At 41.0% G+C, this 15,038-nt stretch carries 13 protein-coding genes; 4 read left to right on the forward strand and 9 right to left on the reverse strand.

The genetic code is table 11. The features are described 5' to 3' along the window. Window positions 1-63: 63 nt before the first annotated feature. Together rimP and V7K89_RS06865 are read right to left on the reverse strand one after the other, a co-directional pair. Window positions 64-522 (reverse strand): ribosome maturation factor RimP, encoded by a 459-nt coding sequence (gene rimP, locus V7K89_RS06860; RefSeq protein WP_335185574.1) that lies wholly within the window; start codon window positions 520-522, stop codon window positions 64-66. Between the two features lie 191 nt (window positions 523-713). After that, on the reverse strand, window positions 714-2,162 hold the full coding sequence (locus V7K89_RS06865) for a hypothetical protein (RefSeq protein WP_335185576.1): 1,449 nt from the start codon (window positions 2,160-2,162) through the stop codon (window positions 714-716). A 521-nt stretch (window positions 2,163-2,683) separates the two neighbouring features. Here V7K89_RS06865 and V7K89_RS06870 point away from each other — a divergent pair. Beyond that, window positions 2,684-3,397 (forward strand): peptidoglycan-binding domain-containing protein, encoded by a 714-nt coding sequence (locus V7K89_RS06870; RefSeq protein ID WP_335185578.1) that lies wholly within the window; start codon window positions 2,684-2,686, stop codon window positions 3,395-3,397. Window positions 3,398-3,428: 31 nt separating this feature from the next. Here V7K89_RS06870 and V7K89_RS06875 read toward each other — a convergent pair whose 3' ends face one another. Further along, window positions 3,429-4,322 (reverse strand): SDH family Clp fold serine proteinase, encoded by an 894-nt coding sequence (locus V7K89_RS06875; RefSeq protein ID WP_335185596.1) that lies wholly within the window; start codon window positions 4,320-4,322, stop codon window positions 3,429-3,431. A 104-nt stretch (window positions 4,323-4,426) separates the two neighbouring features. Further along, window positions 4,427-6,316, reverse strand: a complete 1,890-nt coding sequence (locus tag V7K89_RS06880; protein WP_335185579.1) for a serine/threonine-protein kinase — start codon at window positions 6,314-6,316, stop codon at window positions 4,427-4,429. Window positions 6,317-6,607: 291 nt separating this feature from the next. Between V7K89_RS06880 and V7K89_RS06885 the strand changes: the two genes are divergently transcribed. Then, a complete protein-coding gene (locus V7K89_RS06885; protein WP_335185580.1) occupies window positions 6,608-7,528 on the forward strand; it encodes a Tll0287-like domain-containing protein in 921 nt (306 codons plus the stop codon). A gap of 295 nt (window positions 7,529-7,823) precedes the next feature. On the opposite strand, the gene V7K89_RS06890 is transcribed toward V7K89_RS06885, so the two are convergent. After that, entirely contained in the window at window positions 7,824-9,068 is a 1,245-nt protein-coding gene (locus V7K89_RS06890; RefSeq protein ID WP_335185582.1) for a serine/threonine-protein kinase, read from the reverse strand. Window positions 9,069-9,434: 366 nt separating this feature from the next. On the opposite strand from V7K89_RS06890, the gene V7K89_RS06895 reads away from it, so the two are divergent. Continuing rightward, entirely contained in the window at window positions 9,435-9,638 is a 204-nt protein-coding gene (locus V7K89_RS06895; protein ID WP_335185584.1) for a hypothetical protein, read from the forward strand. Here V7K89_RS06895 and V7K89_RS06900 read toward each other — a convergent pair. Continuing rightward, window positions 9,630-10,481 (reverse strand): Uma2 family endonuclease, encoded by an 852-nt coding sequence (locus V7K89_RS06900; protein WP_335185586.1) that lies wholly within the window; start codon window positions 10,479-10,481, stop codon window positions 9,630-9,632. The two genes, V7K89_RS06895 and V7K89_RS06900, sit on opposite strands and share 9 nt — an antisense overlap. A 441-nt stretch (window positions 10,482-10,922) precedes the next feature. Here V7K89_RS06900 and V7K89_RS06905 point away from each other — a divergent pair, with 441 nt between their 5' ends. Continuing rightward, window positions 10,923-11,390 carry a hypothetical protein gene (locus V7K89_RS06905; RefSeq protein ID WP_335185588.1) on the forward strand — a complete coding sequence of 156 codons (468 nt, stop codon included), beginning with the start codon at window positions 10,923-10,925 and terminating at the stop codon, window positions 11,388-11,390. Window positions 11,391-11,836: 446 nt separating this feature from the next. On the opposite strand, the gene V7K89_RS06910 is transcribed toward V7K89_RS06905, so the two are convergent. From V7K89_RS06910 to V7K89_RS06920, 3 genes are all read right to left on the reverse strand, one after another. Beyond that, complete coding sequence (locus V7K89_RS06910) at window positions 11,837-12,286, reverse strand: HNH endonuclease (protein ID WP_335185590.1); 450 nt, start codon at window positions 12,284-12,286, stop codon at window positions 11,837-11,839. Continuing rightward, complete coding sequence (locus V7K89_RS06915; protein WP_335185592.1) at window positions 12,279-12,518, reverse strand: hypothetical protein; 240 nt, start codon at window positions 12,516-12,518, stop codon at window positions 12,279-12,281. The genes V7K89_RS06910 and V7K89_RS06915 overlap by 8 nt, the downstream gene beginning before the upstream one ends. A 592-nt stretch (window positions 12,519-13,110) precedes the next feature. Beyond that, window positions 13,111-14,847, reverse strand: coding sequence for a protein kinase domain-containing protein (locus V7K89_RS06920; protein WP_335185594.1), 1,737 nt, complete (start codon window positions 14,845-14,847; stop codon window positions 13,111-13,113). Between the last annotated feature and the right edge of the window lie 191 nt (window positions 14,848-15,038).

The raw sequence follows: 15,038 nt of genomic DNA on the forward strand, positions 1-15,038 counted from the left end.
CTCCTCTGCTCCTGTGCCCCTCCAATCCCTAGTCCCTAGCCTCTAGCCTTAGTAACTTGTTTATCAGCGCTCCTGTAACTGCACCTTAGTAATTAGGGAGCGGGGAATTTCGACTACACGACCTTTTTGATTTAAGTAAAGTGCTGTCTTATCCCGACGAATCAACTGACCAATCCACTTTTGTTGTCCGTCGTAGGGTGGCGAAGTGGAGATAATGACAGGAAATCCTTTAAAGGAAATAAACTCCCTGTCTGTTACCAATTGCCGCGAAATACCAGGACTAGACACTTCCAAGACGTATGTATCTGGAACGATTTCCGCAGCATCTAAGGAGGCTTCTAAAGCACGGCTCATCTTCTCACAATCGTTCAACCCAGTGTCTTGCTCAGGATTGCGAATATCTACTCGCAACACTGGTGGACTTTGGTTAGTGTGAAAAACCACGCCAACCACTTCCAATCCCAGTTCTTTTGCCACTGGTGTCGCCAAATCAATAATTTGTGGAACTAAAGGATGAACCATGAGAGAATTCAATAAAAAAAGTGGGCTTCGACCCACTTCCTGCGATAGGTATATCTTTCAAGAAGTCTTGTGACGAACCAATGATGATTCGCCTAATTCGAGTTTAGCGCATTTCTTGGATAGTCATTGGTCATTAGTCATTAGTCAAGAGTTAAAAATGCTTCTGCTGCCCCTCTGCTCCTCTGCTTTACCTACCCTTCCCGTATTTTTGGGAGAGTAGTGCCTTTATCCACTACTGCAGGAACTGATACTTGTGTTCGTAGCTGCCTAGTTTGCTTGATAATTTGGTCTATGTCTTCTTGGGACAAGCGCTGGACATAGTTGAGTTTGATTTCCTCTAAGAAGTCAAAAAGTAAACTCTGAATTTCTGAAAGTACGTGTTTTTCTTTTATTTGAGATCCCAAAGCGTCACTGAAGCTTTGTACCAATTGACTGGTGAGTTTTGCGCCCACAGGGTCTTCAACAGCGCTCACTAAAGTTTTGTAAAGATTAGTTGTGATTTGGGTCGCCAGTTGTTCGCTTAACTGGGTTTGGGCCTGTCCTACGCCAGGGAGGTTCTGGAGATTCCGGTAGACGGGGACTTGATGGAAGACGGTTTCGATGTTGTGGCACAGAATGGCAACGATCGCAGGTTGGATATCGGGTAACACTCGGTAGACAATTGTTTTTACCAAAAGACCTGCGATCGCTTCCACTTCATTCACATTATTAATATCTATGTAGGGACGTAAATTTTCTTTTTGCGAGAGCCAACTAGTTAATTCACCCCGCTGAATTGAACCCTGAACCTGATTAATCACTCTCACCACCACAATTTCTGTGAGTTCTTCGGCAAAATTGGCGACAATCCCCTGATTAATTTGCTTTCGTACTGGATGCAGATTCAATAACCGCGCTTGATCGAGGCGAATTAATACAGGTATGATTCGTAACCCCCGCCAAAATGGTATGAGTAAAAATAAATCGTACCAACGCCATAATAGTGCTTCTAACCAGCTTAAACCAGGATGTTGCCGTCTGAGAAGGAAGGTACGCCCTAGTAATTCTACGCCAAATAAAATCACAAAGGGTAAGTCAATCATCCAGAATTTATCAACAAAATCGCCATTTTCCCCGATTTGGCGGTAGTAGTTACTGGCAATCAAAGGGCGGATGCTCTGGTTAAAAAAATTAATTTCTTTAGACCAGCCATTTTGTGATAAATATGGCTGACTCCAAAAAGTAGCGAAGGACTGTTTTGCAGATTCTTTACGGATGTGCGATCGCATCCTTCTTTTGATTTTTTCTAAAGTCCCACTCTTATTCACTCCCGCAAACGGGTTACTGTCAATCATCTCGTTGCTCAGACCCCTTATTTCCTCTAGTCTGCTATTTACCTGAAGCGACTGTAACCCTGTTTGCCTAACTTGTTCTTCTAATGCGTCTATTGTTTCTAAATAGTTTTCTGTGTCTCGATGGAGTTCAATACCTTTTATTGGGTCATAAATTTTAGTAATTTGGGGAAGTTTTCGCAAGTAGAAATCTCTTCCAGGTACGTAACTTAAATCAAACAAAACTAAACTTAAATTTACGGTGGCAGTAATTGCCATAAATCTTTCAAACCAAAGATTACGCTGCTTATAAGATTTTATTTTTATCATTTTCTGTAAAATATGATACTTATTTAAATGTTTAAAACATAAACTCTTTCATTTATTAATTTTTGGCCCTTTCTAACCAATTACAGCAATTTCCAGTCGAGTAGACCCCAGTATAAGTGCACATCTGTCATGGGTGTCAACTTCAGCTCAAAACAAAACTCCTTTAAGACCTCTTTTCCAACCACAGGCAAAAATATTCCTCATTGCAGCACAGCTACAAGTAAAAAGACTGCCTTTCACCAGAAGTTAATGCCAATGCACAGATGTGATTTTCTACCGCAGTTTAGTGTTAAAAGGGTATGTTTGCTTCAAATGATAACTGCTGTATCTTTACTAAGATAAAATACTTCTTTTGATGGATGACAGAAATTATTTTTTACACAGCTAGCTAAATTTAACAAAAAAAATCACAATTTGTTCAAAATTCATTAAATAATCGTGAAAAAAGTTATTAAACAAACTTAAAATGCAGCTGTTAACGTTTATGATCCTGCTGATTTAACCCAAAGGAGTTTTTAAGTATGTGGTGTGGGTTTGGTAAATCAAGCGCAACCTTTGCTGTTACTTGCCTGATGACTGCTAGTTTAGTAATTACAGACACAGGTTTTGCAGCCCCTCAAAAAAGTTATACGCCCCAGCAATTCCGTGAGGTATTGCGGGGATTAGGTTATAACGTCAAGGTAACAAATACTGCTTTGACAGACGAGCAAACTAAAAAAGCAATTCGAGAATTTCAGACTGGTTATAAGCTAAAACCAGTTGATGGCATAGCAGGGCCAAAAACCCAAGCTTTTGCTGCTAACATCGTTCAAATTCTGCACAGAAATTTGAATGCAGTGGTGAAGCCAAATCCTCTCCTGCCGCGCGATAATTTTTATGGTTCCCGCACGGAAGAAGTGGTGAAGGAGTATCAGAAGAAATATCAGTTGCAAGAAACTGGAATTGCTAACTTAGCACTCCGCCAAAAGCTGAATGAAGAAACAAAGACGCTCTTCAGCCAGCCGACAACTAAACCAACAACTAAACCAACAACTAGACCAACAACTAGACCAACAACTAGACCAACAACTAGACCAACAGCGACACCAACAGCGACACCAACAGCGACACCAACAGCTACACCGACAGCTACACCAACAGTGACACCGACAGCGACACCAACAGCAACACCGACAACTACACCGACAGCGACACCGACAACTACACCGACAGCGACACCGACAGCTACACCCTAGTCGCCATAAAAAACTCCTACCCCGAAGCCTTTCAAGTAATCTGATTTGGTTCTTCTAAGGGTCTGCCTTTGGGTGTAGGTAGAATTGGACGAGGGTCATTGTAAGGCATAGGAATGTACTGCACGCTGGGTCGTCCTCCTTGTGGCTGTGGGTACAGATCCATGAGATTATAAATAGAATGGGGCAGTCCGACGGTTACGGGCAGCCCCATTTCTGTTGCTTCTTCAACAGTGATGGGGTAGTCGTGGGTGACGCGCCCAGTTGTTAAGGTTTCGATAATCGGTTCGATATTTTCTGGCAGAACTTTTTGTTTAGGTACACTGTCTTTTAGCAAAGTTCGCACAAATCGCTGTACCTGCTGTATTGCTTTACGTGAGAGATCAGCCATAATTAGGGTTTGATCATCAATCTCACTGATGGGTTTATCTTCAACTACTTTCAGGATACTGGCTGCGGGGTAATTACCCAATTGGGGATCGACTGGTCCTAAGACAGCGTTAGCATCCATAATAATTTCATCAGAGGCGAGGGCAAGCATTGTACCGCCACTCATGGCATAGTGGGGTACAAAAACTGTGACTTTTGCTTGATGGCGAATTAACGCTCTGGCGATTTGTTCAGTAGCCAAAACCAAACCGCCAGGAGTATGCAAAATTAAGTCAATCGGCACATCTGAGGGTGTGAGGCGAATTGCTCGCAATATTTGTTCTGAGTCTTCAATAGTAATGTAGCGAGATATGGGAATTCCCAAAAAGCTAATGGACTCTTGGCGGTGAATCAGTAAAATCACCCGACTTTTGCGTTCCTGCTGGAATTCTTGTAAAGCACGCAAGCGCCGATATTCTATTTGACGTTTTTGCCAAAGAGGTTGCAAAGAAGTCAGAAGCAGGAAAATCCAAAATAAATCACCAATACCAAAGCCCATATAATTTTTATTGTTCAAAAATAACGGTTGCCGTCATTATTGTCACAAATTTGGGGCGATCGCAGTTCTATCTGTAGATTTATAGGGAAATTACGAATTATTTACTACCCTCTTCGCCAAATTTTAATAGTGTCGTCATCACTACCACTAACTAAGGTTTGGCCATCGGGACTAAAGGCGACACATCTAACATAGTTGGAATGCCCTGTAAGTGTGCTAATTTCTCTACCACTGTGTATGTGCCACAGTTTGATAGTGTTGTCCCAACTGCCACTAGCAAGAAATTGCCCATCCTGGCTAAAAGCAACTGACCAAACAGAATCAGAATGGCCCGTGAGAGTACGAATTTCTCTGCCTGTATTTACGTGCCACAGTTTAATCGTGTTATCACCACTGCCACTAGCGATAATTTCTCCATCTTTGTTGAAGGCGATACAGTTGACAAAGAAGGAATGGCCTGTGAGTGTGTAAATATTTCTGCCTGTGTATATTTGCCACAGTTTTATGGTGTAATCATTGCTGCCACTAGCCACTAGCTGTCTCTCCTGGCTATTAGTTGCAGGCGTTCTCGGAGAGTAAGCGACTGACGAAACTGGGTCAGAATGACCTGTAAAAGTTTGGATTTCTATGCCTGTGTGTACCTGCCACAGTTTGATTGTGCAGTCAGCACTGCCACTAGCCAGAAACTTGCCATCTGGACTAAAAGCAACGGAATTCACCCAATTAGCATGACCAGTGAGGGTACAAATTTCTTTACCTGTGTTGACATCCCACAATTTGATTGTATTATCCCAACTTCCGCTAGCTAAGATTCCCCGCCTCAGGTCTGCAACTCCCGCAGATTTGCCAGACTCACCTTGATAAGAAAGGTTTGAAGAGATTGGGCTAAAGGCCACGGAATGAACCATACTAGAATGACTAGAAGACCAACGACCCAGTTGACGCACTAGCTTGCCAGTACCCACTTGCCAAAGTTTGATCGTCTTGTCATTACTGCCACTAGCAATAAATTGCCCGTCTGGGCTAATGGCGATCGCATGAACCATACTAGAATGACCTTTGAGGGTCTGTACGCATTTCCAGTTCTGCCGATCTAACACAACAGGTATAGGTAGTTGTAGTTTAGGGGTTGTCACTAAACTAGATGATGTTTTTGTTACATAATTACTTATATCAGGGCCCAATAAATCCAACCACTCCTGCACAGATTGGGGACGATACGTTGACTCCAGATCCATGCCGCACATAATAGCTTGATTTACCCTGTTGCTGATGTTGGGATTAAAATATTGTGGTGGTTCTAAATTGATACTGTGACGTCTATCATCTGCACTAGTTGGTACAACTGCGGTAAGCAAATTATACAAAGTAGCGGCTAGAGCATAAATATCAATGTATTCTCCTCGCGGCGCTTCTGATTCATACTGTTCAGGTGGAGCAAAACCAGGAGTACGATACACTGTATGCCTTTGGATCGTATTAGGAACAAATTCTCTAGCGATACCAAAGTCTATCAGCACTGCTTCTAATTTATCAATGCGGATCATGATGTTGCGTGGTTTGAGATCCCGATGCAACAGTCCTTTAGAATGGATTAGGGTCAAAGCATCGCCAATTTGCCGGATGTAAAGTAACGCTTCTGCCTCTGATAGCACTCCTATTCGCTTCAAGCGCTGTGCTAAGTCTTCCCCTTCGATATAATCCATCACCATGCAGGGCAAATTCCCTTCATCGAAGATGGTTTCTATCTGTACTATATGAGGATGGTGGCACACAGCCAGCCGAACTGCTTCATCACGAAAGTCTTGCCGTAACTTGTTTCGGTGGAGTATCCAGACGGGGTGATTCAGGATTTCTTCTTTGAGGGTTTTAATCACTCGCTGTTGATTTCGTTGATTTCTGGCAAGATAAGTAATGCCAATTCCACCTTCACCTAGTTGGCTTTCAATAATGTAGCGTCCCCCGAATATAGACTTTCCTGCATTCCACACCATTAGTAATATTTGACAATTGTTGGTATTTATTTTGGCACGGTATCAGAACAGCCAACACGAATTTTTGGGAATTTCATTTGAATTGCTGTTGTAGCTTTTTAAAACTTACTTAGATAACATTTTCATTAACCTCAATAATTACTAATAGTATAAAGTTTGGATATACCCTTATAGTTTTGCCTAAACTATGCCTTTACATGAAAATATGAAAGTTGATTGCTCATGTTAAAGTAAACAGTAACTTTAGACATATTTGTTCATAATAATTTGACTTGTAGGTAATCTAAAATTATGCTAAAAAATCTCAATTTGAAACAAAAATTTACAATTCTACTACTGATAATTTTGACATTTGGTCTGAGCTTGAGTGGATTTACTCTTTCTTCTTTACTGAGGGAGAATGCTAAACAAGATATTAGCTCAACTGGCCTCATGCTCATCCAAACTATGAGTTCTGTTCGTAAATACACCAGTACTCAAGTGAATCCAGAGCTAGTTGATAAACTGGCTACTGAATTTTTACCGCAAACCGTGCCTGGATACTCAGCAAGAGAAGTGTTTGAAATTTTACGTAAAACAACAGACTACCGTGATTTCTTTTATAAAGAAGCAACTCTCAATCCCACAAATCTCCGGGATAAGGCTGACAGTTTTGAAACGGAAATTGTAGAACAGTTCAGAAATAAATCAGACCTTAAAGAAGTTAGTGGATTTCGCTCAATTCCTGGTGGGGATATCTTTTATATTGCTCGTCCCTTAGCAGTTTCTGAACAAAGCTGTCTGGTCTGTCATAGTGTACCTGAAGCTGCACCTCAAAGTATGATTAGTCTTTATGGTGCTGCTAATGGATTTGGGTGGAAGCTTAATGAAATTGTCGGCGCTCAGATTGTCTCAGTACCTGCAAAGAATGTCATCAACAAAGCAAATCAGTCTTCTTTACTAATTATCTTGATTGTATCAGCTATATTTATAGCGACTATCCTGTTAGTCAACTTCTTCTTGAATCGACAAGTTGTGAAGCCTCTTAAACGCATGACTCGCATAGCTGAAGAAGTTAGTACGGGACACATGGAAGTTGAATTTGAGCAGATATCTAATGATGAAATCGGTAATTTAGCTAGAGCTTTTAAACGGATGCAGTTAAGTTTAGAAATGGCGATGAAAAGAATCAAGCGTACTCAAGGAAGTACAGGCGATTACAATAATTTCTAATGACGTTCTTTCTACGAGACGCTAAAAGCGTAGCTTGCAACTCTTACAGAGTAAGCAGACTCGCTTTGCAGAACGCTAACGTAATCAGGCTCTGTACAAGACGTTGCGTGTAACTTGCTTTCCCATAAAAGTATACAGACTCGCTTTGCGGAATACTAACGTAATTAATTTTTGTTTCTAGCGAATATTTAAACCTACTAAAAAACCTTGCTAATTTTATTAGCTCTGTTGACTTAAACTCATAGAATTAGTTAAAAGATTAAAAATTATTCTTCAATCCGTGATGTCTAAATTTCTATGAAAATAAGCTTTTTTTAAATTCAAAAGCTGCTTGAAAATTAGGAATCTCCTGAGTTACAAGTTCAATAAATTGGTCAGCTGAAATATAAGGATTGTGAGCTAGTATTTCTTCTATAATCAGATTTGCCATTGGGCCGATGTGGTAGGCTAATTCTTGCTGACAATGTTTGATGAATGCTGGTTGGAGTGAAGATTGTTGTTGTTCAATTCTTTGCTCAGTTTGTGGACTAGTAGGTGAATTAAAAATTGTTTCTTCAAATTGGTTATATGACTGCGATCGCGCCGACATAACCTGAAATTCAGGGTTAAATACCGTAGCTGGTAAATCATCAACCATGATTGGAGAAAACATTGCCATTTCTGGTTCTCTAATACGCTCTAAATCTCGAAGAACTTCGCTGGCTGTTTGGTATCGCTTATTTGGCCTATCTTCCAACATACAATCAAGTACTTGAGCAAACCCATCAGTAACATAAGTATAATCACGCCAGTTCCATTCAAGTGAGTATTGATCCATTAGTAAAGATGGATCTCTAGCTGTGAGTAATACAATAGCAGTTACACCTAAAGCATAAAGGTCACTAGAGGATGAACATAAACCCAAACTAATCTGTTCGCGGGGGGCATATCCTACTTTGCCTACAAGGGACATTTTGCCAACAAATGTTACCTGATGGTTGGAATTTCTCACCTCGTTAATGTCAGCAATTTGCTTGCCTACCCCGAAGTCAATCAGTACTGGCAGATCCTTGCCCTCGGGTAACATAATATTGTCAGGAGAAATATCTCGATGGATGATATTGTGCTGGTGGACATATTCCAAAACAGGCAGCAGATTCTTTAGCCACTGGATAACTTCGTCTTCAGAAAAATTTCTTCCTTGACGTTGAAGTTCTCCTAGCAGTCTTGAATATGTTTTACCGTCAACATACTCTTGTACTAGGAATAACCGACCATCTCCTTCAAAGCAAGCCAAAAACTTGGGAATTTGAGGATGCTGCAATTGATGAAGAATTTTTGCTTCTCTTTTAAATAAGTTACGATATTGTTCCAGTCCACTTTCGCCTGTACCAATGGGTGCAAATTCTTTGAGAACACAGGCTTCATTAAACCGACGAGTGTCAAATGCTAAGTAAGTTCGCCCCAATCCTCCCTGTCCGAGAAGTTTTTGGATAATATAGCGGTTATCGATTAGAGTTCCAGCAGCTATTTCTGGTCTTGTCATCGGGGACTGTGACATGATCATCGCACTCCTAGCGATTTTGTTATTGATATATCTAATTTGCTGAAAATAAAAAACTCTAGCAGATAAAGGCTGATAACATCCTTTAAATTGAGGTTAACACCACTATCAAGCCAAGGAAATACACTTTTCTACAATTTTCTGATGGTCTTGAGTTACCAAATAGACAATTTTAACCTGAGTAATTTGATCATACTACTCATACTTAAGTATTTTAGCCGCCGCAACAAACATCAGTGTCTGCAGTAATATCTGCAAATGTTCAAGGCATCGCCTTTTAGATTTACTACTGAAGCTTATTTTCCCGTTAGTAACCCAATTGAAACTGGGTTGAGGAACAGTTGGTTTTTCATAAAAACAGAGGTGGCTATAGACTTGCCCAAAGGAATATTATATGTATTTCAAGTGCTAAATATGCGATCGCTCTCAAAAATTAATCTTCCTGAGAAACTATATCATTATCAGATAGCGGCTTCGGCATCGGCGATCACAGTTTTCAGTACAGATTATTCCTCAAAAGCAGAAAATTATGCTGCGTATCACAAAAGACTTGTGAAGCTACAATAATTCATCTAGATCATCAGGATTCACGCCTAATTGACGCAAACGTTTTGCTAATTGTTCTGCTTTTCGTTTAGCTTGAGCAGCTTCTTGTTTAGCTTGAGCAGTTTCTTGTTTAGCTTGAGCAGTTTCTTGTTCAGCAATCATAGCTCGTTCAGTTGCAGCAGCAGCTTCCTCTGTGGGTGCGGGAATTAATTCTCCTGCCAAAGTGAACCACCTTAACCACAATTTTTCAATATCTCGAAATGAACCTTGCCATAAGCCTAAACTTAAATCTATCTCTGGCATTAATAGGTATCCATTAGTCAAGTTCATCGGTTCATAATGACCACCAACTAAGTGAAAAGCCTGTAGTTCATTAGTGTAGCGACTAAAAACAATATAGTAAGGAATCCGTAAAATTCGCTCATAAACTTCCCACTTGCTAGGAGGTTTATTTTCTGCACTTTCCTTTCTGCCTAAATCTTCGTCTTCCGTACCTGGAGATAATAACTCAACAACCACGAAGGGGTTTGCTGGCTCTTGCCAAGTGACATAACTTAACCGTAAATCTTGCCCTTTGTATAACTTTTCTACACCTACTACACCAAACCAATCTGGGCGCTTATACCACAAAGGATGCTGTAAATCATAGTAGAGATTAAGGTCAGCCGCACTGTAAACTAGTTCTGAATTCCAGTTAATGGGCTGAAAAGTTAAGTATAAAAGTAAGGGTTGTAAAAAGTGAAAATCGTCTGGCAAGCCTGGTTCCTCTGGGTTGTCACTTGGTAAATCATACATCGTTGGTAGCGTTTCCCAAGGAGGAAGTGGCGGGTCAGATTGAGGGATGTAATGGGGAGAAGAAGTCATAATAAAAATTCGGTTGGATATTTTTCGGCTATTACTTTTATGGCTCTACCGTACTTATTAGGCTTAATTTACAGCTTCCAAAAGGGAATAGGGAATAGGTAACACAAGCGAATAGATGTGTACTGAGTTTTTTCACGCAATCAAATAGGATTCCTATAGAAGTAATAATGTTATTCCACAACTAGCTGCGAAGTGTTCGCGCACCGCTCTGCTAACGCTAAATTTTGAGATTACCTCTGCTACTATTATCTCTAAATGTTCGGCTTCCTTGGGTCAAATGCCACTGGACTCTAATCGTGAAACTTGCTCAAGGTTGGTAATTAGCGAGATATCACTTGTTGAAAGGTATAAAAATTTTTTCTTAATTGCTTATAAATAACTATTACTGCCTAAATAACTTGGGGAATACTGAAATTTAGTACCATTAAAGGTGTATGAAAGATGGCAGATAATAAAGTCAGTGCAAAACTTTCCTCCGCAGACAGGGAAGCCGTGATGCAAGCTATTACTACTATCCGCGAAAAGTTACCGTTTTTGATTGATTTAACAACCGAGGAACGTAAAGCTTTACCTAAGCTGGGGGATAAGAGTCGGGCGTTTGTGAGTAAAGCGTTGGAAATCGGCACGCAAAACCCTGACTTCTTACCTCGTTCTTTTGACTTGAATGAAATGCGCCAAGATATCGAATTATTTGAAGCCCTATATCCCATTTTGCTATCGTTGACGCAACTGCAAGAACTGGTAGATGATACATCTGTGGCTGTTGGTAGCGAAGCTTATGCGGCGGGTTTGATGGTATATAACTATGCTAAAGTCAGTGGTAAAGGCGCGGGTTTAGATTCAATGATTGATGATTTAGGACGCAGATTTGCCCGGAAAGCTAAAAAAGTGCAACCACAAACTTCATAAGTCGAGAAATTAACTCAACGCTGTTATCTAAAAATATAAAACTTTTTGCTCTGAGCTTGGGTGTTTTTGTTTAATGTGAGACACTCCAAGTTCAGAGCATTAATATTTTAGTTTCAAGTGAGAACCTTTTCGTTTGCAGTGAGAATATTTTGGTTTCAAGTGAGAACGTTCTGGTTTGCAGTGAGAACGTTTTGGGTTCAAACGAGAACATTTCGGTTTAAAGTAAGAATGTTTTCGTTTAAAGTTAAAATTTTTGCGTTTAGAACTAAACAGTAGCAGGTTTAAGAGCAATACGCTTCAGTAGACCTCTTGCATAAATCAAAAATAAGAAAGAACCCCAAAGAGCCAAAGCTACGCTTTGTCTCTCCTCCCCGCTTGCAGGGAGGGGTTGGGGGTGGGGTGTTAGGGACTTTTGCAAGAGGTCTAGTTAAAGAGAATCATAGCGACTAGCTTTTTCGGGGATCATCACTAGGAGGATGCAACCCTGCTTGAAACCAAAAATCCCGCGCACTCTGAATAGAGTCATCTTCTGGATAGCGTTCATCGTTCATATCAAGTCGCTTGCAGGTTGCTCTCCCAATGGGTGTAATTCCGATAATTGTCCTACCATCTGCTGACCACAGAAAATGCTCTGACCAAATTTGTTGACGAGGATTAAATAGGGGTACTATTGCTTGAGTCTCTGAGTCATATCCCGCGACAAAGTTGTAGCGACGTTCATTACAACGACGACAAGCCAAGGCTAAATTATTAATTTCATCAGCACCACCAATAGACTTTGGTATCAAATGGTCTACTGTAAATCTTGTGGTGGAAATGCGTTCTGGAGAATGGCAATACTCGCATAGAAAATTGGCGCGTTTGCGGACAATTTCTTTAGTAGCATCATCAATCATTTTTCTGAGCTACCAGCATGGCATTGATATGGGTAAAAATTCTATCTAATTCTCCAATTTCTTCAAGTTCGATCGCTTCTTCTGAAGTTAGGAAATCAGCCTTTTTACGTTCTAAAAGTTCTTCCATCCGTGCTTGCAGTTCATCATTAAATTTGAATAGGTGAAAACTATCCAGCTTTTCTATTCTGATACTGCCAATCAAGGATGAAGGTCTAGCAATTACAGTTGTCATAGTCAGCGCGATATAATTTATCGATATGTGCTTTTATTTTAGTGTTTTAATAGCTTGCTTCATAGGAAATGAGGACATCGTAGCCTAACTGCCGTAGTTATCTGACTATAGCGGAGATAATCGAGATACCCGTTGAACTAGCGAAATTTCAACTCCCTCGTGCTGTCCAAGAACGTTTGCAATTTTTACTGGACAGACAAGATACGGGTGAGGAGTTAACTCAAACAGAAAGATTGGAAGCGGAAGGACTTGTTGAGTTAGCTGAATTTTTATCTCTACTCAAATTGCAATCGCAGTGTGTTATCAAGCACACTGAGACATAAGTTGGGTAATCAATGTCCACAATTGGGGCTTCTTTACGTTAATTAGTTATTCAAAGAGCAAGCGATCGCTGCGAGTATTGCTGTTTGTCGCAAGCAGGACAAAAAGCAACATTTCACATAGATTACTTATAAAATAGCGATCGCACTCTATTATCAAACATTCTATATCCACAATTCTCAGTCATTCTCAAAGTGAGCGATCGCCGTGAGTATTGCTATTTAAGATAATAAGAACATTTGCTGATACTTTCTTTGCTGTTATAGTACCACTAGCTGCGTCGCCAAATTTTGATATTTTCGCTATTATCTCCAGCAGCCAGACAACTTCCATCAGGGCTAAAGGCGACAGAACGAACTGAATCGAAAAGACTGAGGGTGCAAATTTCTTTCCCTGTTGCGACTTCCCACAGTTTGATAGTCTTGTCCCAACTACCACTAGCCAATATTTGCCCATCACTACTTATGGCGACGGAATAAACCGATTCGGAATGACCACTTAGGGTGCGAATTTCTCTGCCTGTTGCCACATTCCACAGTTTGATAGTCTTGTCCCAACTACCACTAGCCAATATTTGCCCATCACTACTTATGGCGACGGAATCAACCGAATCGGAATGACCACTTAGGGTGCGAATTTCTCTGCCTGTTGCCACATTCCACAGTTTGATAGTCTTGTCGTCACTACCACTAGCGAGAATTTGCCCATCACTACTGATGGCGACGGAATAAACCGATTCGGAATGACCACTTAGGGTGCGAATTTCTAAGCCTGTTGCCACATTCCACAGTTTGATAGTCTTGTCCCAACTACCACTAGCTAACATTTGCCCATCATTACTGATGGCGACGGAAGTAACCACCCAGGAATGATCACTCAGGGTGCGAATTTCTGAGCCTGTTGCCAGATTCCACAGTTTGATAGTACAGTCCCAACTACCACTAGCTAGGATTTGCCCATCATTACTGATGGCGACGGAAGTAACCATCCAGAAATGACCACTCAGGGTGCGAAATTCTGAGCCTGTTGCCAGATTCCACAGTTTGATAGTGTCGTCAGAACAACCACTAGCTAACATTTGCCCATCATTACTGATGGCGACGGAATAAACCGGATCGGAATGACCACTTAGGGTGCGAAATTCTGAGCCTGTTGCCAGATTCCACAGTTTGATAGTGTTGTCCGTGAATATTCCCAACAAATCCAACCACTCCTGTACTGACTGGGGGCGAAATCTGTAATTTAACGCCATCCCCTTCATAATTGCCTCATTTATCCTGTCGCTAACACTGCTATTCAAATCTTTAGGCGGTTTTAGGGTAAAATTTTGCAGTCTAGCTGGTACTGGCATAGGCAACTGTCCAGTCAGTAAAGCATACAGTGTGGCTGCTAAGGCGTAAACATCAATATATTCTCCCCGTTCGGCATGAGGTACATACTGTTCTGGAGGCGCATAACCAGGAGTAAAACTCTCTGTATGCTGTAAAACTGCACCCGCAATAAATTGTCTAGCAAGACCAAAGTCAATTAGTACGGCCTCTGGTTTACCCGCACGCATCATAATATTATTCGGCTTTAAATCCCGATGCAGTAAGCCTTTTTCGTGAACCACAGTTAATGCGTCGCCAATTTGCCTAATATATAGTAGTGCTTCTGCTTCTGGTAACGCCCCTTTTTCGGTTATCAGCTTCCCCAAATCTTCGCCTTCGATGTACTCCATCGCCATACATGGCAAATTCTCCTCATCAAAGACGTTTTCTACCTGCACAATATGAGGATGGCGACATAAAGCCAGTCGCAAAGCTTCATCTCGGAAGTCATGCCGTAATTTATCTTGATGTGGTATCCATCTGGGATCATTGAGGATTTGTTCTCTGAGAGTTTTGATAACTCGCAACTCACCGCGTCGATTTTTTGCCAGATAGGTAATACCAACTCCACCTTCGCCCAATTTTCTCTCGATTATGTAGCGCCCACCAAATAACTGCTGCCCCGAATTCCACACCATTGGTCAAGACTGTAGTTTCACTGATATTTTATTTTGGCACACCATAAACATCAGTTTTTGGCAAGTCAGATTTGAGGTGATTTTGATGCAGCCTACAATAACCTGAGTTCGGGTTAAGCAGGTTGAGATAAAAGCCACTCCATCTGAAGGCTGGGTTTCTTAGGTTGATGGCAATAAGCGATTAATCCGCA

This window comes from Nostoc sp. (genome assembly GCF_036917515.1).
Taxonomy (GTDB): domain Bacteria; phylum Cyanobacteriota; class Cyanobacteriia; order Cyanobacteriales; family Nostocaceae; genus Nostoc.